Genomic DNA, 21,323 nt, shown 5'->3' on the forward strand with positions numbered 1-21,323 from the left:
GAAAGAGCAAAGTTACTCCGCGTTGCGTCCGGGTTTCAACAGCGGTACGGGGAAATGTGCCGTGGCACGGGGCCGGTCCGGCAGATCCGATCACACGAACAGGTGTGAACACCGTGCCGGGTGGTGAGGACGTGATCAAGGGCGGAGGCGGCCATGTCGCGGAAGGGGTGGCCGCCTCCCGCCCCTTACCTCCCCGTAACAAACCCCCGGTAAATGCAACGGAACCGAGATTCGTCCGCTTCTTCTCCGCCGGGTGACCGAGCACTAAGATCACGGTAAGCGGACAGCAGCAGGTCATCAGCCTGTTCCCACCCTCTCGCCACGCCGCCTCCCCTTTTGGCATGCCTTGACGAGAGGTGCCCCTTCTGTGCCCATCCTGAGCGTCGTCGTTCCGTTTCACAATGTGGCCGAATACCTGGATGCCTGCCTTTTCTCCCTTGCCTCCCAGACCGTAACGGATCTGGAAGTGATAATGGTCGACGACGGTTCCACGGACGACGGCGCGCGCGTCGCCGAGTCCTGGACGGCACGCGACGAACGTTTTTTCCTCGTCCGGCGCGAGCACGGGGGGCCCGGCGCGGCCCGCAACACCGGCGTCGCCCGCGCGCGCGGCGCCTTCCTCGCCTTCGCCGACGGCGACGACATCGTCCCGCCCGACGCCTACGACCTCATGCTGCGCACCCTGGAGCGCACCGGCTCCGACGTCGTGTCGGGCGGCGTGCAGCGGATCGGCTCCTTCGGCACCAAGCCGTCCCACCTGCACGGACGCGCCATCGAGGCCGAACGGTTGAGCACCCACATCACCAGGACGCCGAGCCTCCTTTATGACGTGACGATGTGGAACAAGGTGATCCGGCGCAGCCTCTGGGACGAGCACGGCCTCGCCTTCCCTGAGGGCGTCCTGTACGAGGACATCCAGCTCGCGATAAGGCTGCACTGCCTGGCCCGGCGGGTGGACGTCATCACCGAGCCGATCTACCTGTGGCGTGAGCGGTCGGGCGGCAACCCGTCGATCACCCAGCGCCGTGACGCGCCGGAGAACCTGCGCGACCGGGTGGCGGCGCTGCTGAACATCGACTCCTTCCTGGCCGGGCACGCGCCGCGCGGGCTGCGCCGCGCGCACCACCACAAGGCGCTCACCAACGACCTGCCGCTGTACTTCAAGGAACTGCACCGGGTTGGCGACGACTACCGCGACCTGTTCCTGGACCGGGTGAACGCCTACCTCGACCGGGTGCCGCGCCGCGCCTACCGGCAGTTGCCCTCCGGCGAGAAGCTCAGGTTCCACCTGACGCGGCGACGGCGCATGGCCGACCTGCTGGAACTGCTCGCCTGGCAGCGGGCCGCCAAGCCGGGCGCGCTGCCCGTGGTGCGCGAGCGGCTCCGGCTGTACGCCGACCTGCCCTTCCGCGGCGACAAGGAGATCCCGGCGCGGGTGTTCCGGCTCACCGCGGCCGAGACCAGGCCCGTCACGCGCGTCGACGAGGTCGCCTGGAGCGACGGGCGGCTGCGGCTCGCGGGCCGCGCCTACGTGCCCTACCGGGACCTGGACGACCGGCGGCACACCTCCAAGTTCCTCGTGCTGCGCGCGCCCGGCAGGCTGCCGCGCCTGGTGCGGATGCGCAGCGAGCTGCACCCCGAGGCCACCGCCCGCTCCGGCCAGGACCGCTACGTCTACGACTGGTCCGGGTTCTCCTGCGCGGTGGACCCGGCCAGGCTCTCCGGCGAGTGGCGCTGCCATGTCGTCGTGCGCGGCCACGGGCTGGTGCGCTCGGCCCCGCTCACCGTGCCGGTGCGCGGCAGGCCCCAGCGCCCGCCCTACGCCGAGCTGGGCCGCGACGTGCGGATGGTGACGCGGTGGTCGGGCGACCAGCTGTGCGTCTCGGTGCAGCCGCTCCGGGTGCTGGCCACCGGCTTCCGCCTCGACGGCGACGCGCTGGAGCTCACCACCCGGCTGCGCGAGCCCGCCGAGCGGGCCGAGCTGCTGGTGAAGCGCGGCGCGACCGTGCTGGAGCTGCCCGCCGAGCTCACCGGGAGCCGCTGCGCCGCCCGGCTGCCGCTGGACGCGCTCGTGGACACCGAGAGCCCCGACGACTACGCGTCCTGGGAGACGTACCTGCGGCTCGACGGCGGCGAGCCCGTCCGGATCGCGGTGACCGACCGGCTGCCGGAGGAGCGGTTCACCTACCGCGCCCGCGAGGTGGCCGTGCTGCACACCCGCGACGGCAACCTCTCGCTCGCCGAGCGGACCTTCCGGCCCGTCATCGAGACCGAGGAGTGGACCGAGGACGGCGTGCTGGTGCTGCGCGGCTCCTACCTCGGGCCCGGCCCGCTCGTGGCGGTGCTGCGCAGGCGCGGCACCGGCGACCTGCACACCTTCCCCTTCACCCAGGACGGCGCCCGCTTCGAGGTGCGGCTCGCGCTGCGCGAGGCGGAGGCGTTCGGGCGGCGCGCCCCGCTGCTCGACGGCACCTGGGACATCACCGTGCGGGAGCAGGCCCCGCGCGAGGACCGGCTCATCTACACCAAGTTCGACCACGGGCACCTGCCGAACCTCGCCGAGAAGCCCGTCGTGTTCGACGGCAAGCGGCTGCGGTTCCTGTGCTCGCAGTTCGACACGCCCGTCATCGAGGTGGAGGCCGACTCGCGGCCGGACGAGCGCGGCGCGTACTCCCAGCGCCTGCTCCAGCAGCGGTACTACCCGCTGCACCGCGACCTGCGGATGCGCGACCAGCTCGTGTTCGTGAGCTGGAAGGGCAAGCAGTGCTCGGACAACCCGCGCGCCGTCGCCGACGAGCTGCGCCGCCGGGGCGACGACCGCGAGCACATCTGGGTGGTGCGCGACACCGCGCTGGAGACGCCGCCGGGCGCGACGGTCGTGCGGCAGTGGAGCCGCGACTACTACCGGGCCCTCGCGCGCTCCAAGTACGTGATCGCCAACGACGACATGCCCGCCTCGTACGTCAAGCGCGACGGCCAGGTGTACCTGCAGACGTGGCACGGCACCCCGCTGAAGAAGATCGGCTTCGACATCGGGCAGGTGCGGTTCGCCAGCGGCGACGCCTACCTGGAGCACCTGGAGCGGGACGTCGCCAAGTGGGACATGATGCTCTCGCCGAACCCGTTCGCCACGCCGATCCTGCGCGGCGCGTTCCGGTTCGACGGTGAGGTGCTGGAGACCGGATACCCGCGCAACGACCTGCTGCACTCGCCTGACGCGCCGCGGGTGGCCGCGCGGGTCCGGGCGCGGCTGGGCATCCCCGTGGGCAAGAAGGTGGTGCTGTACGCGCCGACGTGGCGTGACGACCAGTTCTACGGCGGCGGCCGCTACCGGTTCGACAACCGCCTCGACCTGCTGCGGGCCCGCAAGGAGATGGGCGAGGACCACGTGTTCCTCGTGCGCGGCCACCACCTCATCGCCGACGACCTGTACGACCCGTCCTACGGCGACTTCGTCATCAACGTCTCCGCCTACCCCGACATCACCGACCTGTACCTGATCAGCGACGTGCTCATCACCGACTACTCCTCGGCGATGTTCGACTTCGCGGGCACCGGCAGGCCGATGCTGTTCTTCACCTACGACCTGGAGACCTACCGGGACAAGCTGCGTGGCTTCTACTTCGACTTCGCCGAGCGGGCCCCGGGGCCGCTGCTCACCACGTCCGACGAGGTGCTGGACGCCCTGGGCGACCTCGCCACCGTGGCGGGCGCGCACGCGGCGGCGTACCAGCGCTTCGCCGCCGACTTCCACCCGGTGGGCGCCGCGCCGGCCGCGAGCCTGGTGGCCGACCGGCTCTGCTGAGGCGAGCTCCTGGGCGGCGGCACCCGCCGCGGCCCGGGAGCACCGCGCCGCAGCGCGCAGGCGATCTGATAGGGCAGCGAGGCCAGGTAGGCGCAGATGAGGTCGAGCATGAGCGGGCTGCCGTACCCCTCCGGCCTGGTGTGCAGCCCCGCCACCACCATCCCCAGATACCCGCAGCCGACCGCCCAGCCCGGCCACCCCCAGCCGCCGCCCGACGCGCAGCGCCACAGCACATAGCCGACGCCCGCCAGGTAGCCGAGCGAGGGCCCGAACACCAGCACGACAGCGCTCCGCCCCGTCCCCCGACCGGCGAGCTCCCACAGGACCGGCGCCCCGAACACCGTCGCCAGCGCCGCCACCGCCAGCGCCGCAAGACAAGCGCCCCCCACCACAACTCCTCGCACCCGCCAGAGCCAAGCCCCCGGCGCGTCCGTTCACCCGCCGCGACGCGCCGTCTTGACCGACTCCGGCTCTTCAAACGAGGAACGTGATGAACTCCTCCAGCGAGATGAGGCCGTCGTTGTCGGTGTCGGCCTTGCCGAAGATCGCGTCCTTCTCCTCGTCGCTGATCGGCTCGCCGTTGCGCTCGTACAGCCGGACCAGCTCCGCGGGCGAGATCTGCCCGTCGTTGTTGGTGTCCACGACCGGGAACAGCTGCCTTGCCTGCGCCTCGTTCATCGTCTTCGTCCCTTCTTTCCGGTTGGTGCCGGGCGGGTGCTCCCCGCCCCGACGGCCCCGCCGCGGCTCCGTCCGCGACTGATCAAAACCCTAACGCGCCCCACCGACACTTCGAGTTTTTCCACAGGCCGATCTCGCTCCGCCGCGCGAGCGCGCCGCCGGGTCCGCGCCCCCGGCGTCAACACGGGTTGTCGTCGGAGCCGGTGGCGATGCGGTACGCGGTTTCCATGAGGGCGGCGGGGGTGTCCTGATCGTCGGCGTTGGTGGCGGTGCCGGTGATCGTGAGGTCGCGGGACGGCACATATCCGGCGAAGGCGCCGAAGAAGCCGGTGTGGTACCAGGCGTCGTCGCCGTCGAGGTCGGTGCGGCGGAGTCCGAGGGCGTAGGAGTCGTCGCTTTCGGGGGTTGTCGTGAGGAACGCGGCGCGGGACGCCTCGGTGAGGAAGTCGCCGGTGATGACGGCGCGCAGGAAGGCGGCGAGGTCCTCGGCCGTGGAGACGAGGCCGCCGCCTCCGTGCGTGTCGAACGTGGGGTTCCAGTCGCCCGTGTCGGCGCCCCCGATGACGGCGTGCGCGTGCACCCGTTCCGCGCCGGGCCGCTCCAGCCGGGTGGCGGTGAGGTCGAGCGGTTCGGTGACCAGGGTGCGGTAGGCGTCGGCGAGGGACCCGCCCGTGACGCGCTCGATGACCATCCCGACGAGCACGTAGCCGGTGTCGGAGTAGTGGAAACCCTCGCCGGGCGGGAAGTAGGGCTGCCCCCGCTCGACGGCCCAGTCGACGAGTTCGCGGGCCGTCCATGTCCGCTGCGGCTCGTCCTGGACGCGGGCCAGCCACTCCTCGTCGGTGGCGTAGTCGTACAGGCCGGCGGTGTGGTCGAGCAGCCGCCTGAGGGTGATCCGCTCGGCGACCGACGTCCCGTCCCAGACGGCCACCCGGGCGACGAGGTCGGCGTCGAGGTGGGTGCCGATCGGGTCGTCGAGCCCGAGCACGCCGCGTTCGGCGAGGCGCAGGGCGGCGACGGCGGTGAACGCCTTGGTCACGCTCGCGGTCCGGAACGGGTCGCCGGGCCGGAGCGCCCTGCCGCCGGGCGCGAAGACCCCGGCCGCGCCCGTGTAGGCGATCCCCGGCCCTTCCAGCCGCAGCAGGGCCCCGTGGTCGTCGCCGGAGGCCGACTCCAGCAGGCAGGCGTACCGCTGGTCGGCGGGAGGCGGCGGCCCGGTAGCCTCGCGCACCCTCCAGACGACGACGGCCACCGCCGTCACCACCAGCGCGGCGACCGCCACCACAGCACCGACGCGTGCCGCCCTACCTGCCACGGGCACTCCACTCAACGGATCCGGCACCGGGCCCGACCAGCACAGCCCGCTCGCCGCGACGCTAGTCCCGTTTCATCACCGTACGGTGCCCGGAAAGCCGCGATCCGGCCGCATCCGCGCGGTCAGCGCGCCGCGTTCTTGACGAAGACCTCACGGGAGCCGTCGGCCGCCTTGTCCCCGGTGAAGTAGCCGCCCCGGATGTGCCGCCGGGTGGTGTCGTCGTCGGAGGCGCGGGCGGCCGAGTGCCAGAGGTAGGCGTCGTGCAGGAGGAGGTCGCCCCGCTCGCAGTAGACGGCGACCTCTCCGGGGATCTTCTCGAAGCCGAGCGGCATGGGGAAGGGCGCGGGGCTGGAGGTGTGCCCCCCGAAGGGCCGGGACGCCTCGGGCAGCGGCACGTTGCGGGGCGCCGGGGTGGCCCACAGGTGGCTTCCCGGCACGACGCGCAGGAACCCGTTGGCGGGGCTCGTCGCGTCGATGTGCAGGGTGAACGCGGTGGACGGCCAGATCGCCAGGTTGGGGGCGGCCTGCCAGTCCGCGTGCCAGCCGATCCGGGAGTAGCCGGACTCCCGTCCCGGCCGGGCGTCCTGATAGACGACGCCGAAGCGGTGCGCGTCGTTCAGCCAGCAGTCCGCGCCCAGCAGCCGCCGTAGCAGCGCGACGAGAGCGGGTTCGGTGACGGCGGCCAGGACGGCGGGCGACAGCTCGTTGACGTACTCGACGTAGTTGGCGAAGGCCGCGGCTTTGCTTTCGTCGTCGAGGAAGGCGGTGGAGCCGTACCGGGGCGGCAGCGCGCCCGCGACGACGTCGGACTGCGCGCCGACGCAGTCGGCCTCCACACGCTGGAGGACGTCCTCGGAGTACAGGCCACGGATGAGCGCGAAGCCGTGGGCGCGGTAGTGCCGCTCGATCGCGTCGAGGTCGGTGACGGAGAAGGCTGCGGGTTCCATGTCCGGAAGGTAACCCGTGCCGGTTTCCGGCCTTCTGTACTCCTGTTAAAGGACTGCTACCCCTACATAAGTACAGACTTACATGACGGCGGGAAGCCGGGGTACGTTGGGGTTCCCGCAGGGAAGGAGCCCACCCCATGCCGTCCTTCAACCTCGCCGACCTCTTCGAGATCGTCGCGGACGCCGCGCCCGACCGCCTCGCCCTCGTCGCCGGAGACGCCCGCCGCACCTACGCCGACCTGGAGGCCCGCGCCAACCGTGCCGCCGCCGCCCTGGCCGCCGCAGGGGTCGGCCCCGGAGACCGCGTGGCGATCCTCTCCTACAACCGCGCGGAGTGGCTCGAAGCACAGATCGCCGCTTTCAAGCTCCGCGCGGCCGCCGTGAACGTGAACTACCGCTACACGGCGGGCGAACTCGCCCACGTCATCGCGGATTCCGGCGCCAAGGCGCTCGTCGCCGAACGCTCCCTGGCGGCCCGGCTCAACGGCGTCCGGGACACCCTCCCCGAGTTGCGCCAGATCCTCCTCATCGAGGACGGCGACGACAGCGACGTCCCGGGAGCCGAGGGCTACGAGGAGGCCCTCGCGGCGGCCTCCCCGGAGCGGGTATCGGCCGAGCGGTCGGGGGACGACCTGTTCCTCCTGTACACGGGCGGCACGACGGGCCTGCCGAAGGGCGTCATGTGGCGCGCGGAGGACATGTTCTTCCAGGCGATGGGCGGCGGCCGGATGATCGGCGACCCCGTCACCCGGCCGGAGGAGGCGGGCGAGAACGCGGCGGCGGGCGGTCTGACGATCATGGTGACGGCCCCGCTCATGCACGCGGCGGGCATCTGGATCTCGTGGGCGGCCTTCACCTCGGGCTCCACCCTTGTCCTGTGGACGGGCCGCAGCTTCGATACGACAGCCGTCCTACGGGTCGCGGAAGCAGAGCAGGTCCAGGTGATGAACCTGGTCGGCGACGCGATGGCCCGCCCGATCGCCGACCTGCTCAGCGCGGACGCGGCGGCGTTCGACCTGTCGTCGCTGCTCGTCCTGGCCTGCGGCGGCTCCGCGACCTCCCCCGACGTCAAGGAGCGGCTGACGGCGGCGCTCCCCCACCTCATGACGGTCCTGGACGCCATGGGCGGCTCCGAGACGGGCGTGGCGGCCGCCGGGGTCGAGCCGGACGAGCACGGCAACGCGAGGTTCGCCGGACGTCCCGGCATGGCCGTCCTCGACGAGAAGCTCCGCCCGATCCAGCCGGGTTCGAACGAGATCGGGGTGTTCGCCCGCAGCGGCCGCATCCCGATCGGCTACTGGAACGACCCGGACAAAACGGCAGCGACGTTCGTCACCGACGCCGACGGAGTCCGTTGGGCGCTCCAGGGCGACATGGCCAGGGTGGACGCCGAAGGGTTCATGGTCCTGCTCGGTCGCGGCTCCACGGTGATCAACTCCGGCGGCGAGAAGGTCTACGCCGAGGAGGTCGAGACGGCCGTCAAGTCCCATCCGTCCGTCTATGACGCGCTCGTCGTGGGTGTCCCGGACGAGCGGTTCGGGCAGCGTGTCGCCGCCGTGGTCGCCACGACCGCCCCGCTGGACGCCGAGGAGTTGCGCGACCACTGCCGCCGCACCCTCGCCGGGTACAAGGTGCCGCGCGAGGTCCGCTTTGTGGCGGAGGTCAGGCGGACGCCGACAGGCAAGGCCGACTACCGGTGGGCCAAGCAGGCGGCGCTCGAAGGGGCCTGACCCGCCCACGGGGGCCGTGGCTGCGTCACAATGAGTCTCCTCGGGGCCGAGCGCGGGGAGATGCGGGTGGAGCGGTTGGACGACCTGCGACGATGGTGGCTTGCGCTGTCGGCGATCCAGGTGGAATGGGGCGGCGGCAGCCACGACGCGCTACGGATGGACGAAGGGTCGGCCGACGCCTACCGCAGGGCGCTCCACGACAACTGGGGCGTCGACTCCACCGCGTCGCTGCTGGACATGGCGCGCTGGCTGACGACGTCGGGCCACGCCCGCGAGTACCGGCGGCACCTGGGCCGCGCCCCCCTGGCCTGGGACGCGGCCCGGCTCGTGTTCCTCGTGCGCGCCGCCTATTCGGCGGGCCTGCTCGCCGACGAGGAGGCCGCCTGGGAGCTGTGCGAGCGGATGACGGTGCCCGTCCTGTGCCACTACTCGTCGTGGCAGGGGTACGCGGAGGACTTCCTGGCCGCGCGGCGGGTCTGGGTGGGCGACGGCCTGCACGACCCGCAGCACGCCAACCGCCAGGAGGAGTTCGCCAGGGCCGCCGAGCGGCTGCTCGACCCAGCGAACGGCGCGAGCCCGTGGCGGCGGCTCGCGTTCGCGGCGCCCGCGCCCTACCTGGTGGTCCGCAGGCCGCCCGTGGGAGGGCGCGCCGAAGCGGCCGAGGGCGGCGCGACGGAGAACCGGAACGCGGCGCTCAGGCGCGGCTTCGGGGTGCCGCTGCACTGACGACAAAGTTGCGCACTCCGAAATTTTGCGTGATGCGAAGATTTTCACCCTATAAATGATTGCGCGCCGCGCAAGGCCATGGATACCTTGTCCGGCGTGAACGAGGGGCTGCGCGAGCGCAAGAAGCAGGCGACCCGCCGCGCGCTCGGCGAGGCGGCCCTACGGCTCGCCCTCGAACACGGGCCCGAGAACGTCAGGGTGGAGGAGATCGCCGCGGCGGCGGGCGTGTCCACCCGGACGTACAACAACTACTTCACCAGCCGTGAGGCGGCCATCTGCGCCGTCGGAGTGGAGCGCGCGCGCCGGCTGGGCGACTCGCTACGGGCCCGCCCCGAGGACGAACCTCTGGCCGACGCGTGCGTCAACGCCTATCTGGCCCACTACCGGGGCCAGGAGGACCCGGACCGCGAGGCGATGCTGATGATCTTCTCGCACCCGTCGCTGCACGTGGAGTTCCTGCGCGACGCCGCGGCGATGTCGGGGCCGCTCGTCGAGGCCATCGCCGCGCGCTGCGGCCTCGACCCGAGGACCGACCCCTTCCCGCTGCTCCTGGCCACCACCCTGGGCAACGCGGTCAGGATCGCCACCCTGTTCTGGCTCGACGGCGACGGCTCCCACCCCTTCATCGAGGTGCTACGCGAGACGCTGGAGCGGGTCGCCCCCGTCGCCGCCGCCTACGAGCGCACCCGCTGACCCACCCTTCTACCCCCAGAGCGAGAAACCCCTGTGCTGATCCGACTCGTCACCGCGACACTGCGGCCCTACCGGCGCGACCTCGCCGTGCTCGTGGGGCTGCAGTTCCTCGCGACCCTCGGCATGCTCTACCTGCCGACGCTCAACGCCGACATCATCGACCACGGGGTCGTCGTCGGCGACACCGGCTACATCATGCGCGCGGGCGGCGTCATGCTGCTCGTGTCGGTGGCGCAGCTCGCCTGCTCGGTCGGCGGCGTGTACTTCGCCGCCCGCACCGCCGCCGCGCTCGGCCGCGACCTGCGCCGCGGCCTGTTCCGCCGGGTCCAGGACTTCTCGGCCCGCGAGGTCGGCCAGTTCGGCACCCCGTCGCTCATCACCCGGACGACCAACGACGTCCAACAGGTGCAGATGCTCGTGCTCATGGCGCTCACCATGGCGGTGGCCGCGCCCATCATGGGCATCGGCAGCATCCTCATGGCGCTGCGCCAGGACGCCCCGCTGTCCCTGCTGCTCGTGGTCATCCTGCCGCTGCTCGCCGCGGTGCTGGCCTGGGCGCTGACCAGGATGCACCCGCTGTTCTGGAGCATCCAGGGCAGACTCGACGACCTCAACCAGATCCTGCGCGAGCAGATCACCGGCGTGCGGGTGGTGCGGGCGTTCGTCCGCGACTCCCAGGAGACGGCGAGGTTCGCCAGGTCCAACGACGAACTCCTCGACGTCTCCCAGCGGGCCGGGTACTTCATGGGCACCCTGTTCCCGCTGATCCTCGGGGTGGTGAACGTGGCGAGCGTCGCCGTCCTGTGGTTCGGCGGGCACCGGATCGCGGACGGCGACATGCAGGTCGGGGCGCTCACCGCGTTCCTGTCGTACCTGATGCAGACGATGTTCTCCGTGATGATGGCGATGTTCATGTTCATGATGGCGCCGCGCGCCTCCGTCTGCGCCGAGCGTATCCAGGAGGTCCTGGACACCCGCTCCAGCGTCACGCCGCCCGTCGCGCCCGTCACCGAGACGCCGCTGCGCGGCACGGTCGAGCTGCGCGACGTCGCGTTCGGCTATCCCGGCGCGGAGGAGCCGGTGCTGCGCGGGGTGAGCCTCACCGCGCGGCCCGGCGAGACGGTGGCGATCATCGGCTCGACGGGCAGCGGCAAGACCACGCTGCTCAACCTCATCCCCCGGCTGTTCGACGCGACCGGCGGCACCGTCGTGCTGGACGGGGTCGACGTACGGGAGCTCGACCCGGTCCGGCTCGCGCGGATCGTCGGGCTCGTCCCGCAACGTCCCTACCTGTTCTCCGGCACGATCGCGTCGAACCTGCGCTACGGCAACCCCGACGCCACCGACGCGGACCTCTGGCACGCGCTGGAGATCGCCCAGGCGAAGGACTTCGTGGAACGGATGCCCGAGGGGCTGGAGACCCCCGTCGCGCAGGGCGGCACGACCGTCTCGGGCGGCCAGCGCCAGCGGCTCGCGATCGCCCGCGCGCTCGTGCACAAGCCCGAGGTGTTCCTGTTCGACGACTCCTTCTCCGCGCTCGACTACACCACCGACGCCCGGCTCCGCGCCGCGCTTGCCGCTGAGACGTCCGACGCCACCGTGATCATCGTGGCGCAGCGCGTCAGCACCATCCGGCACGCCGACCGGATCGTGGTCCTCGACCACGGCGAGATCGTCGGCGTCGGCACCCACACCGCGCTCATGGCGGACAACGAGACCTACCGGGAGATCGTGCTCTCCCAGCTCACCGAGCAGGAGGCGGCATGACCGGGGAAGAACGCCCGCAGACCAAACCCCAGCAGCGCCCGCCCGGGCCCGCCGCCTGGATGGCCGGGCCGACCCTGGAGAAGTCCTCGGACTTCGTCGGCTCGGCCAAACGGCTGCTGCGCGACATGCGACCCGAACGCGGCCTCATCATCGCCGGGACGGTCCTCGGCGCTGTCAGCGTCATCCTCACCGTGCTCGGTCCGCGGGTGCTCGGCGCGGCCACCGACCTGATCTTCGACGGCGCCGTGTCCGCCAAGCTCCCCGAGGGGCTCAGCAAGGCCGAGGCCATCGCCCAGCTTCGGGCCTCCGGCGAGGACACGTTCGCCGACATGGTCGCCGCGATGGACGTCGTCCCCGGCACCGGCATCGACTTCGGCACGGTCGGCGGCGTGCTCCTCGTCGTCCTGGGGATCTACCTCGTCGCCGCGGCGCTGGGCATCGTCCAGGGGCGGCTCACCGCCGCCGTCGTCCAGCGGTCCATGCACCGGCTGCGCGAACGCGTCCAGGCCAAGCTGGCGCGGCTGCCGCTCAGCTACTTCGACGGACGGCAGCGCGGCGAGGTGCTGAGCCGGGTCACCAACGACATCGACAACCTCTCCCAGACGCTCCAGCAGACGCTCAGCATGGCGGTGAACTCGATCCTCACCATCGTCGGCGTGCTCGCGATGATGCTGTGGATCTCGCCGCTGCTCGCGCTCATCGCCCTCGTGACGGTGCCGCTGACGGTGTTCGTCACGGCGAAGATCGGCGGCCGGTCCAAGCCGCAGTTCGTCCAGCAGTGGGCCAGCACCGGCAAGCTCAACGGGCACATCGAGGAGATGTACGGCGGGCACGCGCTCGTCACCGCGTTCGGCCGCAAGGAGGAGTCGGCGGAGGCGTTCACCGAGCAGAACGAGAGCCTCTACCGCGCGTCCTTCAAGGCCCAGTTCATCTCCGGGCTCATCCAGCCCGCGACCATGCTCATCGGCAACCTCAACTACGTGCTCGTCGCCGTCATCGGCGGCCTGCGGGTGGCGAACGGGTCGCTGTCGCTGGGCGAGGTGCAGGCTTTTGTCCAGTACTCACGGCAGTTCACCCAGCCGCTCACCCAGGTCGCGAGCATGGCGAACCTGCTGCAGTCGGGCATCGCGTCGGCCGAGCGGGTGTACGAGCTGCTCGACGCCGAGGAGCAGCGCCCCGAGCCGGACCAGGCGGCCGTCGTCGCCGAGCCGCGCGGAAGGGTCGCGTTCGAGGACGTGTCGTTCTCGTACGCGCCCGACAAACCGCTCATCGAGCACCTCTCGCTCACCGTGGAGCCGGGCCAGACCGTCGCGATCGTCGGGCCGACCGGTGCGGGCAAGACCACGCTGGTCAACCTGCTCATGCGGTTCTACGAGGTGACAGGCGGGCGGATCACCCTGGACGGCGTGGACATCGCCGCGATGGACCGGGCCGACCTGCGCGCCCGCACCGGCATGGTGCTCCAGGACGCGTGGCTGTTCGGCGGCACCATCGCCGAGAACATCGGGTACGGCGACGTCACCGCGTCCCGCGAGCGGATCGTCGAGGCGGCCAGGGCCACCCAGGTCGACCACTTCGTGCGGACCCTGCCCGACGGCTACGACACCGTCCTCGACGACGAGGGCGGCACCGTCAGCGCCGGGGAGAAACAGCTCCTCACCATCGCCCGCGCGTTCCTCGCCGAACCCGCGATCCTCATCCTGGACGAGGCGACGAGCTCGGTGGACACCCGCACCGAGGTGCTCATCCAGCGGGCGATGCGGAGCCTGCGGCAGGGCAGGACCAGCTTCGTCATCGCGCACCGGCTGTCCACCATCCGGGACGCCGACCTCATCCTCGTCATGGAGGACGGCTCGATCGTCGAGCAGGGCACGCACGACGAGCTGATCGCGGCGGGCGGCGCCTACCAGCGGCTGTACGCGGCGCAGTTCGCGGAGGCGCTCACCTGAGACGCGTGCGGCCGACCGCCACGGGGGACGGTCGGCCGCACGGATCTCACCGGCTCACTGGTTCACTGGTTCACCAGGCGAACGCCTCCGGGCTGGGGCCGGGGCCGGGGAACAGCTCGTCGAGGGCGGCCAGGAACTCGTCGTCCAGCTTCAGCTCCGCGGCGCGCAGCGCGGACGCCAGTTGCCCGTCGGTGCGCGGGCCCACGATCGGGCCGGTGACGCCGGGACGGCTGAGCAGCCACGCTAGGCCGACGTCGCCGGGGTCGAGGTCGTGCTTGGCGCTCAGCGCCTCGTACGCCTCGATCTTGGCGCGGTTGGCCGGGTCGGCGAGGTACTCCTCGCTGCGCCCTCCGAGCGACCTGCCGCCGGTGCCCTCCGCCTGCTTGCGCAGCACCCCGCCGAGCAGACCCCCGTGCAGCGGCGACCACGGGATCACGCCGAGCCCGTAGACCTCGGCCGCCGGGATGACCTCCATCTCCGCGCGCCGCTCGATCAGGTTGTAGATGCACTGCTCGGAGACGAGGCCGAGCGAGCCGCGCCGGTCGGCCTTCTCGTTGGCCTGGGCGATGGCCCAGCCGGGGAAGTTCGACGACCCGACGTAGAGCACCTTGCCCTGCTGGACGAGCACGTCCAGGGCCTGCCAGATCTCCTCCCAGGGCGTGTCCCTGTCCACGTGGTGGAACTGGTACAGGTCGATGTGGTCCGTCTGGAGGCGCTTCAGCGACGCCTCCACCGCGCGGCGGATATTGAGCGCGGAAAGCTTGTCCTCGTTAGGCCACGTCTTGCCTTCGGCACTCATCGACCCGTACACCTTGGTGGCCAGGACGGTCCTGTCCCGCCGTCCGCCCCCGCCTGCGAACCAGGTGCCGAGAATCTCCTCGGTACGCCCCTTGTTCTCCCCCCACCCGTACACGTTCGCCGTGTCGAAGAAATTGACGCCCGCGTCCAGCGCGGCGTCCATGATCCTGTGGCTCTCGGCCTCTCCGGTGACGGGCCCGAAGTTCATCGTGCCGAGCACGATCCTGCTCACGCGGAGCCCGGTACGTCCCAGGTGCACATAGTCCATGAACTGATGAAACCCCACCGCGCACGCCCTATTCCCAAGGCGGTGCGAACTTTCGGCATCCGTTCTCACGCGTCGCTGGAACCGGTGACGACCATGCCGCCGGGGTCGACGACGTCGTAGTCCTCCAACGTCACGTGCAGTTGCGCGGCCCGCAGCAGGCGGATACGGGGGTCGTCGTGGACGATGGTGACGGCGGCGCCGGGCATCAGACCGAACGGGGTGGGCTGGTACAGCATGCCCGAGATCGCGGCCGGAGCGACCCGCCGGGGACGCAACACCACATACCCGTCACGCAGATGCGGACACAACCGGCCCGACCGCTCCACACACCCCGGACACACCGGCGGATGAGCCGTCATGACCGGCGCAGGCCACGGCCCCTCCGCGCTCTCGTACTCCTTCCGCGAGAGCATCCACAACGCGTTCTTCCCACAGGGCGTCCCGCACACCTGACACAGCCGACGGCGCATCGCCCGACGGTGCCGCAGGAAGTGCACGGACTTGAACTCCGGAACCCCCACCCCCGGACTGAACCCGATCCGCGTCCACAACACCCCCGCCCCGTCCCGATCCACCACGCTCTCATCCGCATAAGCGATCCGCCCGTCCCGAATCACCATCGAGACCGGCGGGATTTCTTCCGACGACCACGACGTGATGTACGGCACCGCCCGCCACCGCGCCAGATTCACCCCGGACATGTGCACACACCTTCCTCAAAGCCGGGACAGCCATCCGATTCGGATCGGAGGCTCGCGTCCGTGCGGCAGTTCACTTTCGGTTCCCGCCCTTTGCGAAGTGCTCGTCATAGAGTCTGTCGAGTGTCTCCGTCGCGTTCTGGACGAGAATCTGTGCGGTCTTCTTGAAGATCCCGTGGTCTTCGAGGGAGATGCGCATGGCTTCCTGGATCATCCCCATGGCGACCGCACGCGGGACCGCGTCATGCGGCAGCCGGATGGTTTCCGGGGCGCTCTTCCCGATGAGGTCGCGATAGGCCAGCCAGCGCACCAGTTCCTTGCTGCACGCGGCCCTTCGGGCCTTCATCTCCGCCAGAATCCTGTCGACATCCGCGCGGCACACGTAGAGGAAACGGTCGGCCGGGTCCTTGTGGTGTCGGACCAAACCTTGCCGACACCAATTACGGAGCCGTTCGCGATGGATGGACATAAGCGTCGCCGCTTCGTTGACGGTGTAGAAACCATCGTCGAACCAGGACGGCTCGGCCTCAGAGGACAACATGACCCTTCCGGAGAATCGTGCTCGGGCTAGGTGAACTTCGGGCGGTAGATCGCGTACACCCATTTCCCGCCGCCCTCGGTCGACCGGGTGCCCACCCGGGCGGCGGAACCGGCCACGAGCCGGAGGCCCCAGCCGCCGAACTCGTGGTCGTCGGGAAGGGCGTCGATCTCCTCAAGCGTCAGGGCCGAGTCGTCCATCTTCGGCATTTCCGGACTGCCGTCCCACGCGGCGATCGTGATTTCCCGTGCCCTCGGCGCCAGAACGGCACGAAAACCCACCCTCGCCAGAGGCGTCTCCCGGCAGGCGTTCGTCACCAACTCGACGGCCGCGAGCGACAGCTCCCCAACGGACTCCCGAGCGACGCCCCACCACATCAACCGGTTGGTCACCATCTCCCGCACCGTCGGCGGAACATCCGGAGCCGGAAGCGTCACCAACTCAAGAACAAGGTCACCCGCATTGCGCGGCGCGGCCGGTACAACATGCGCACTGTGTACGAATATGGGAGAATGTGTCCAGATAAGGCTCATCGCGTCCCCGCCTTGGTGATCATGGATAGATGCGCGGCGATCGGGACCGATCCTGACGTCCGACCACGTGGGACGGAACCAGGCATCTCCTTTGAGGAAACGGGCGCTAGGCATCACGCGTCCTCTGGGGTTAGCCTCGCCTCATGGAAGCTCAGACCCTTCCCGACGCACTTAGAATGATCATGAAGGAAGAAGGATGGAGCCAGGCGCGCCTAGCGAGAGAGATGGGAGTACTGACCACGTGGGTATCCAGAGTGGTCAAGGGGCAGCGCGACACTTCGGTAGGCAACGCGATTGAGCTATTGGGACGGCTGGGCTACGAGGTAGTCATCCGGCGGAAGAGGGACGAGGCGGAAGTGAAACGACGCGCATTCATGGCCAGTGCGGCGACTGTGGCACTTGTGCCCAGTGCCAGCGGCAATCCGTATCGAGATCCGGAATACGTTCAAGTCCTTAGCGAAAGGGTCGAGACGAACCTCTACGGCTCGGGTGGGCTTGCGGCCGTCGAAGACGCCGCGAAGCACCTACGCCGCATCAAGGCAATTACCGCCGATGTCAAAGATGCTCGGTTTCTGAGTGCCGCATCGTCTCTTGCACGGCAGGTCTCTCTAGTCGAATACGATGCCCGCCGACTCCCGCAGGCGAAGGATGCTGGGAAAATCGCCGTGGTTTTCGCACGGGCCGCGAAGGACCGCACTGGCGAGGTCGGAGCACTCAACGAGCTATCCATGTTCAGTGCGTACGAGGGCGACGGGCTCCATGGCCAGCTGTACGCACGGCAGGCTCTGACTGTTCCTGACGTGACGCCGGAGGAAGAAGCGGCCGCACACGTCAACTTCGGCAGGGCTCTCGGGCTGCTCAATGAGAAGCGGAGTTCTGCTCTGCACCTTGACCGCGCCCGCGAGATCGGCGACGGTCTCGACCACTTCCAACGTCTGAACCTGATCGGCAATGTAGGTGTTGCCCTACATGACCAAGCCGCATGGGCTCCGGCGCACAACGCGTTCAAGGAAGCCGTGAACGGCCTCGCGCCGTCGTCACCATGGCTTGCGGCAAACCTGATGGCCCGCCAGGTCCAAGCGGCTCTCAAGGCTTCACAGCCACTCCTGGCCGCTGACCTGATGGAAACGTTGGGGCGCCTCGCACCGTTGGTGTCGTCGGCACGCTTGCACACGTACCTAACCGAGATCGCGGCTCTCTCGGGTCCATGGAAGGACATTCCCGAGGTACGAGCCATGCGGGAACAACTCCGAACACTGCTGACCTAGCAAGACACAAGTCGAACCCAGCATGGACCTCGTGAACGTCAGAGGTCCACTGTCGGTGACATGCCCCACCGGAACTTCCGGCCAGTCGGCCATCGGGCCGCTCGTCGTGACGATGCACACTGCCCCGTACGTCTCGGGGTAGGCCGATGACGCCGGTGCTATCGCCTCCCCCGCCATCAGCGCCTAGGCTGGTGGACACCAAGCCCAAACCAGCCGCCGCGATCCAGCCCCGTTCCTTGACATCTTCACATCACCAAGATCTTCAGCGCCACACCGGTCTCGCGTGCACTACCGGAGGTCCGCTGAAAAACACGGCACAACACCCCCGCAAACACCGGCCCCGACCTGCGGCTTTACCCTGGGGTCCTCATAGCCCCTACAAGGGATCGCAACACCTCTTCGGCGACGCGCGTCTCGTCCCAGTCCGGGTGTCCTCATAGCCCCTACAAGGGATCGCAACGATTTATAAGCCCTTCCGCCAGGGCTTGGAATTCGTCGTCCTCATAGCCCCTACAAGGGATCGCAACGGAAACTCCGACCAGCAAATAGACAGCGATTCGTCTAGTCCTCATAGCCCCTACAAGGGATCGCAACGTCAAGACCGCTCCGCCATGTCCGCAAGTGACGATGTCCTCATCGCCCCTACTAGGGATCGCAACTGCAGCCGACGACCGACTCCCCGGCGCCGCAGCTCGTCCTCATCGCCCCTGCAAGGGGATTCGAGCCTGTGTTGGGCTGTCCCGTGATGCGTTCTGCACGATAAGGATCGGTCAGTTGCACTGGTCATCGGCGGTCTGGCCGCCTCCGTTGGACTCCGATCGGCTCGTGCTTGGGTTCGGCTCGGGGTGGGCGGGTTGGGCGGGGGCACAGAGGTGGGGGTGGGGGGGTTCGTTGGGGGGTGGGGGGCGAGTAGGTTCCGGGCAGGAGACGGGTGATCGTGGGAGGTTGTGGTGACGGGTCAGGGTGTTGGTGTTGTTCAGGGGGACTGTGCGGCGGGGTTTGAGGGGGTTCGGGAGGCGTTTGAGGGGAGTTTTGTGGAGAGGGGGGAACTGGGGGCGGGGGTTGCGGTTCTGGTTGAGGGGGAAGTGGTGGTGGATTTGTGGGGTGGGTGGGCGGATGAGGGGAGGAGTCGGGTTTGGGAGCGGGACACGGTGGTGAACGTGTGGTCCACGACCAAAGGGGTGACGGCGCTGTGTGCGCATGTGCTGGTGGAGAGGGGGTTGTTGGAGTTGGATGCGCCTGTCGCGGCGTATTGGCCGGAGTTTGGGGCGGCGGGGAAGGAGTCCGTCCTGGTGCGGCATCTGTTGTCGCATCGGGCGGGGTTGGCGGGGTTGCGGCAGCCGCACACGTTGGAGCAGCTGTACGACTGGGAGCTGACGACGTCGCGGCTGGCCGCCATGGCGCCGTGGTGGGAGCCGGGGACAGTATCCGGCTATCACGTGCTCACCTACGGCTACCTGGTGGGTGAGGTGATCCGGCGGGTGACCGGGCTGATGCCTGGTGAGTTCCTGCGCCGTGAGGTCACCGGGCCGCTGGGCGTCGACTTCACGATCGGGCTGCCGGAGCAGGACGCGGGGCGGGCCGCCGAGCTCGTGCACCAGGCGGCCCCGTCCGACAGCGAGCAGGGCACCGTGTTCGCCCAGATGGCGCCGGTGGCGATCGCGGCGCTGGTGAACCCGGCGGCGGGCGCGGCCGAGGCCAACACGGCGGCGTGGCGGGCCGCCGAGATCCCCGCCGCGAACGGCCACGGCACCGCGCGGGCCGTCGCCGCGCTGTACGACGTGTTCACCGGACGGCCAGGGCCGGACCGGCTGCTGTCGCCCGAGGCCGTCGAACGGGCCCGCGAGGGGCAGGGCGCCTGCCACGACCTGGTGCTCGGCTCGGCCTTCCCGCACGAGACGGAACTGGGGCTCGGCCTCTGGCTGAGCGGGGCGAACCACTCCTACGGCCCGAACCCGCGCGCCTTCGGCCATGACGGCTACGGCGGCTCATTCGGCATGGCCGACCCGGAAGCGGGCGTCTCCATCGGTTACGTGATGAACCGGATGGGCCCGAACATCGCCGACGACCCACGCAAACGAGCCCTCATCGCAGCCGTCTACGACGCCCTGTAGCCGCGCCCCCGCCGCGGCGCCCGCGCCGCCCCACGATCTCCCGCTCGTGGGTGCTCATGCGCGGGTGCGGTACAGGGCCGACAGGAACCGGATCAGCAGGGCTTCTCGGGTGATGGCGGGCAGCGCGTCGAGTACGGCGTTGACCATGCCCATCTCCATCGGACCGTCGCCTTCAAGGTCGGCGCCGACGGCGGCGAGCAGCCCGGCGAAGCCCGCGTCGTCGACGGTGTCCAGGTCGAGGTCGGCCAGCAGCGCCACAAGGTCGGCGGGCACCTCCACCGGGCCCGCTTCGATCGCCTCCGCAGCGGCCTTGGCAAGGATGTCCAGGAGTGCGTCTACTCCAGTGAGGCTGACGCCCGTCAGGGTGAGGTGCACGTTGGCCGGGATGCCGGGGAACGAGAGTTGCGGCTGGATGAACCACCCGTGTGCGCGCGCCTTGTCCGACAGGACGAAGACGTCCAGGCGCGGGTCGTCGGAGGCCAGTGCGACGAGCGAGGCGTCCGGCGTGCCCAGCACGCGCAGCCCGGGGATCTCCGCGACGCCCTCGATGAGCCGCCGGGCCGCCGTGACGGCGTGCGCGGCGAGGTCCCGGTATCCCGCCGCGCCGACCGCGTGCAGCGTCGCCCAGGCGCCGCCGAGCGGCCCCGCGCCCTTGCTGGACTGGACGGTCGAGTTGATGATCGTGTACCCGGGCCAGCCTGCGGACGCGAAGTAGGCGTGGCGGCGCAACGCCTCGTCGGCGAACAGCAGCACCGAGGCGCCCTTGGGCGCGTACCCGTACTTGTGCAGGTCGCACGACAGCGAGGTGACGCCGGGGACGGACAGGTCGAAGGGCGGCACGGCGTGGCCCGCGTCCCGCATCCACGGCAGCAGCCACCCGCCGACGCACGCGTCCACGTGGCACGGGATGCCGCGCGCGGCGGCGAGCGCGGCGATCTCCGCGACGGGGTCGATGACGCCCTGCGGGTAGGACGGCGCGGACACGACGACAAGGACGGTCCGGTCGGTCAAAGCGGCCTCGACCGCCGCCGGGTCGGCCCGGAACGTCGTGGTGTCCACCGGCACCGCGACGAGTTCCACGCCGAGGTAGTGGGCCGCCTTGTGGAACGCGGGGTGCGCGGTGACGGGCGCGACGATCCGCGGCCGGTCCACGCCCGCCGCGTCCCGCGCCGCCTTCACCGCGAGGATGATCGACTCGGTGCCGCCGCTGGTGAAGATACCCGGTGTGGCGGGGCTTCCGCCGAGCTTGGCCGCGACGATGCCCACGACGTCCTTCTCCAGCGCGACGATGCTCGGGAAGGCCGTCGGGTCGAGGCCGTTGACCTCAAGCATCTCCAGGTAAGCCCGTGCGGCGACCTCGTGGACCTCCGGCCGTCCCGTGTCGTAGACGTAGGCCGTCACCTTGCCTCCGCGTACCGGAAGGTCTGCCTTCTTGAGCCGGGCCAGCGCGGCGAGCAGGTCGGCGCCGGAGCGCCCGTTCTCGGCGAGCAAGAGAT

16 protein-coding genes and 1 CRISPR repeat array are annotated in these 21,323 nt (G+C 70.1%); of the genes, 8 read left to right on the forward strand and 8 right to left on the reverse strand.

Going from position 1 to position 21,323, the window contains the following annotated elements; all coding sequences use genetic code 11:
• The first annotated feature begins 367 nt into the window (after positions 1-367).
• The gene (locus LO762_RS10260) at positions 368-3,805 is read left to right on the forward strand and encodes a bifunctional glycosyltransferase family 2 protein/CDP-glycerol:glycerophosphate glycerophosphotransferase (protein ID WP_308103655.1); all 3,438 of its coding nucleotides are present in this window, start codon (positions 368-370) and stop codon (positions 3,803-3,805) included.
• A gap of 474 nt (positions 3,806-4,279) precedes the next feature.
• Here LO762_RS10260 and LO762_RS10265 read toward each other — a convergent pair whose 3' ends face one another.
• From LO762_RS10265 to LO762_RS10275, 3 genes are all read right to left on the reverse strand, one after another.
• Positions 4,280-4,483 (reverse strand): EF-hand domain-containing protein, encoded by a 204-nt coding sequence (locus tag LO762_RS10265; RefSeq protein ID WP_230614324.1) that lies wholly within the window; start codon positions 4,481-4,483, stop codon positions 4,280-4,282.
• A gap of 178 nt (positions 4,484-4,661) precedes the next feature.
• Positions 4,662-5,798, reverse strand: coding sequence for a serine hydrolase (locus LO762_RS10270; protein ID WP_230614326.1), 1,137 nt, complete (start codon positions 5,796-5,798; stop codon positions 4,662-4,664).
• Between the two features lie 122 nt (positions 5,799-5,920).
• Entirely contained in the window at positions 5,921-6,745 is an 825-nt protein-coding gene (locus LO762_RS10275) for a phytanoyl-CoA dioxygenase family protein (RefSeq protein ID WP_230614328.1), read from the reverse strand.
• A gap of 137 nt (positions 6,746-6,882) precedes the next feature.
• Here LO762_RS10275 and LO762_RS10280 point away from each other — a divergent pair, with 137 nt between their 5' ends.
• The 5 genes from LO762_RS10280 (at position 6,883) to LO762_RS10300 (ending at position 13,610) form a co-directional block, all read left to right on the forward strand.
• Positions 6,883-8,475, forward strand: a complete 1,593-nt coding sequence (locus tag LO762_RS10280) for an acyl-CoA synthetase (RefSeq protein WP_230614330.1) — start codon at positions 6,883-6,885, stop codon at positions 8,473-8,475.
• 30 nt (positions 8,476-8,505) lie between these two features.
• Positions 8,506-9,201, forward strand: a complete 696-nt coding sequence (locus LO762_RS10285; protein ID WP_230614332.1) for a DUF1266 domain-containing protein — start codon at positions 8,506-8,508, stop codon at positions 9,199-9,201.
• A 96-nt stretch (positions 9,202-9,297) separates the two neighbouring features.
• A complete protein-coding gene (locus tag LO762_RS10290) occupies positions 9,298-9,894 on the forward strand; it encodes a TetR/AcrR family transcriptional regulator (RefSeq protein ID WP_230614334.1) in 597 nt (198 codons plus the stop codon).
• A gap of 33 nt (positions 9,895-9,927) precedes the next feature.
• Complete coding sequence (locus LO762_RS10295) at positions 9,928-11,661, forward strand: ABC transporter ATP-binding protein (RefSeq protein ID WP_230614336.1); 1,734 nt, start codon at positions 9,928-9,930, stop codon at positions 11,659-11,661.
• Positions 11,658-13,610 carry an ABC transporter ATP-binding protein gene (locus LO762_RS10300; protein ID WP_304523636.1) on the forward strand — a complete coding sequence of 651 codons (1,953 nt, stop codon included), beginning with the start codon at positions 11,658-11,660 and terminating at the stop codon, positions 13,608-13,610. The genes LO762_RS10295 and LO762_RS10300 overlap by 4 nt, the downstream gene beginning before the upstream one ends.
• Positions 13,611-13,680: 70 nt before the next feature.
• On the opposite strand, the gene LO762_RS10305 is transcribed toward LO762_RS10300, so the two are convergent.
• The 4 genes from LO762_RS10305 to LO762_RS10320 form a co-directional block, all read right to left on the reverse strand.
• A complete protein-coding gene (locus LO762_RS10305) occupies positions 13,681-14,676 on the reverse strand; it encodes an aldo/keto reductase (RefSeq protein WP_230614341.1) in 996 nt (331 codons plus the stop codon).
• Positions 14,677-14,741: 65 nt separating this feature from the next.
• Positions 14,742-15,377, reverse strand: a complete 636-nt coding sequence (locus LO762_RS10310) for a hypothetical protein (protein WP_230614342.1) — start codon at positions 15,375-15,377, stop codon at positions 14,742-14,744.
• Positions 15,378-15,447: 70 nt separating this feature from the next.
• A complete protein-coding gene (locus tag LO762_RS10315) occupies positions 15,448-15,915 on the reverse strand; it encodes a helix-turn-helix domain-containing protein (RefSeq protein WP_230614343.1) in 468 nt (155 codons plus the stop codon).
• 26 nt (positions 15,916-15,941) lie between these two features.
• Positions 15,942-16,445 carry an ATP-binding protein gene (locus LO762_RS10320; RefSeq protein ID WP_230614344.1) on the reverse strand — a complete coding sequence of 168 codons (504 nt, stop codon included), beginning with the start codon at positions 16,443-16,445 and terminating at the stop codon, positions 15,942-15,944.
• A gap of 143 nt (positions 16,446-16,588) precedes the next feature.
• Between LO762_RS10320 and LO762_RS10325 the strand changes: the two genes are divergently transcribed.
• Positions 16,589-17,713, forward strand: coding sequence for a helix-turn-helix domain-containing protein (locus LO762_RS10325; RefSeq protein WP_230614345.1), 1,125 nt, complete (start codon positions 16,589-16,591; stop codon positions 17,711-17,713).
• 363 nt (positions 17,714-18,076) lie between these two features.
• Positions 18,077-18,437: a CRISPR direct-repeat array (repeat unit 30 nt; unit sequence GTCCTCATAGCCCCTACAAGGGATCGCAAC).
• A 310-nt stretch (positions 18,438-18,747) separates the two neighbouring features.
• Complete coding sequence (locus LO762_RS10335; RefSeq protein WP_308103659.1) at positions 18,748-19,827, forward strand: serine hydrolase domain-containing protein; 1,080 nt, start codon at positions 18,748-18,750, stop codon at positions 19,825-19,827.
• A gap of 54 nt (positions 19,828-19,881) precedes the next feature.
• On the opposite strand, the gene LO762_RS10340 is transcribed toward LO762_RS10335, so the two are convergent.
• Positions 19,882-21,318, reverse strand: coding sequence for an aspartate aminotransferase family protein (locus LO762_RS10340; RefSeq protein ID WP_230614347.1), 1,437 nt, complete (start codon positions 21,316-21,318; stop codon positions 19,882-19,884).
• Positions 21,319-21,323: the final 5 nt, after the last annotated feature.

The organism is Actinocorallia sp. API 0066, from assembly GCF_020991275.1.
In the GTDB taxonomy this organism is placed as follows: Bacteria; Actinomycetota; Actinomycetes; order Streptosporangiales; family Streptosporangiaceae; genus Actinocorallia.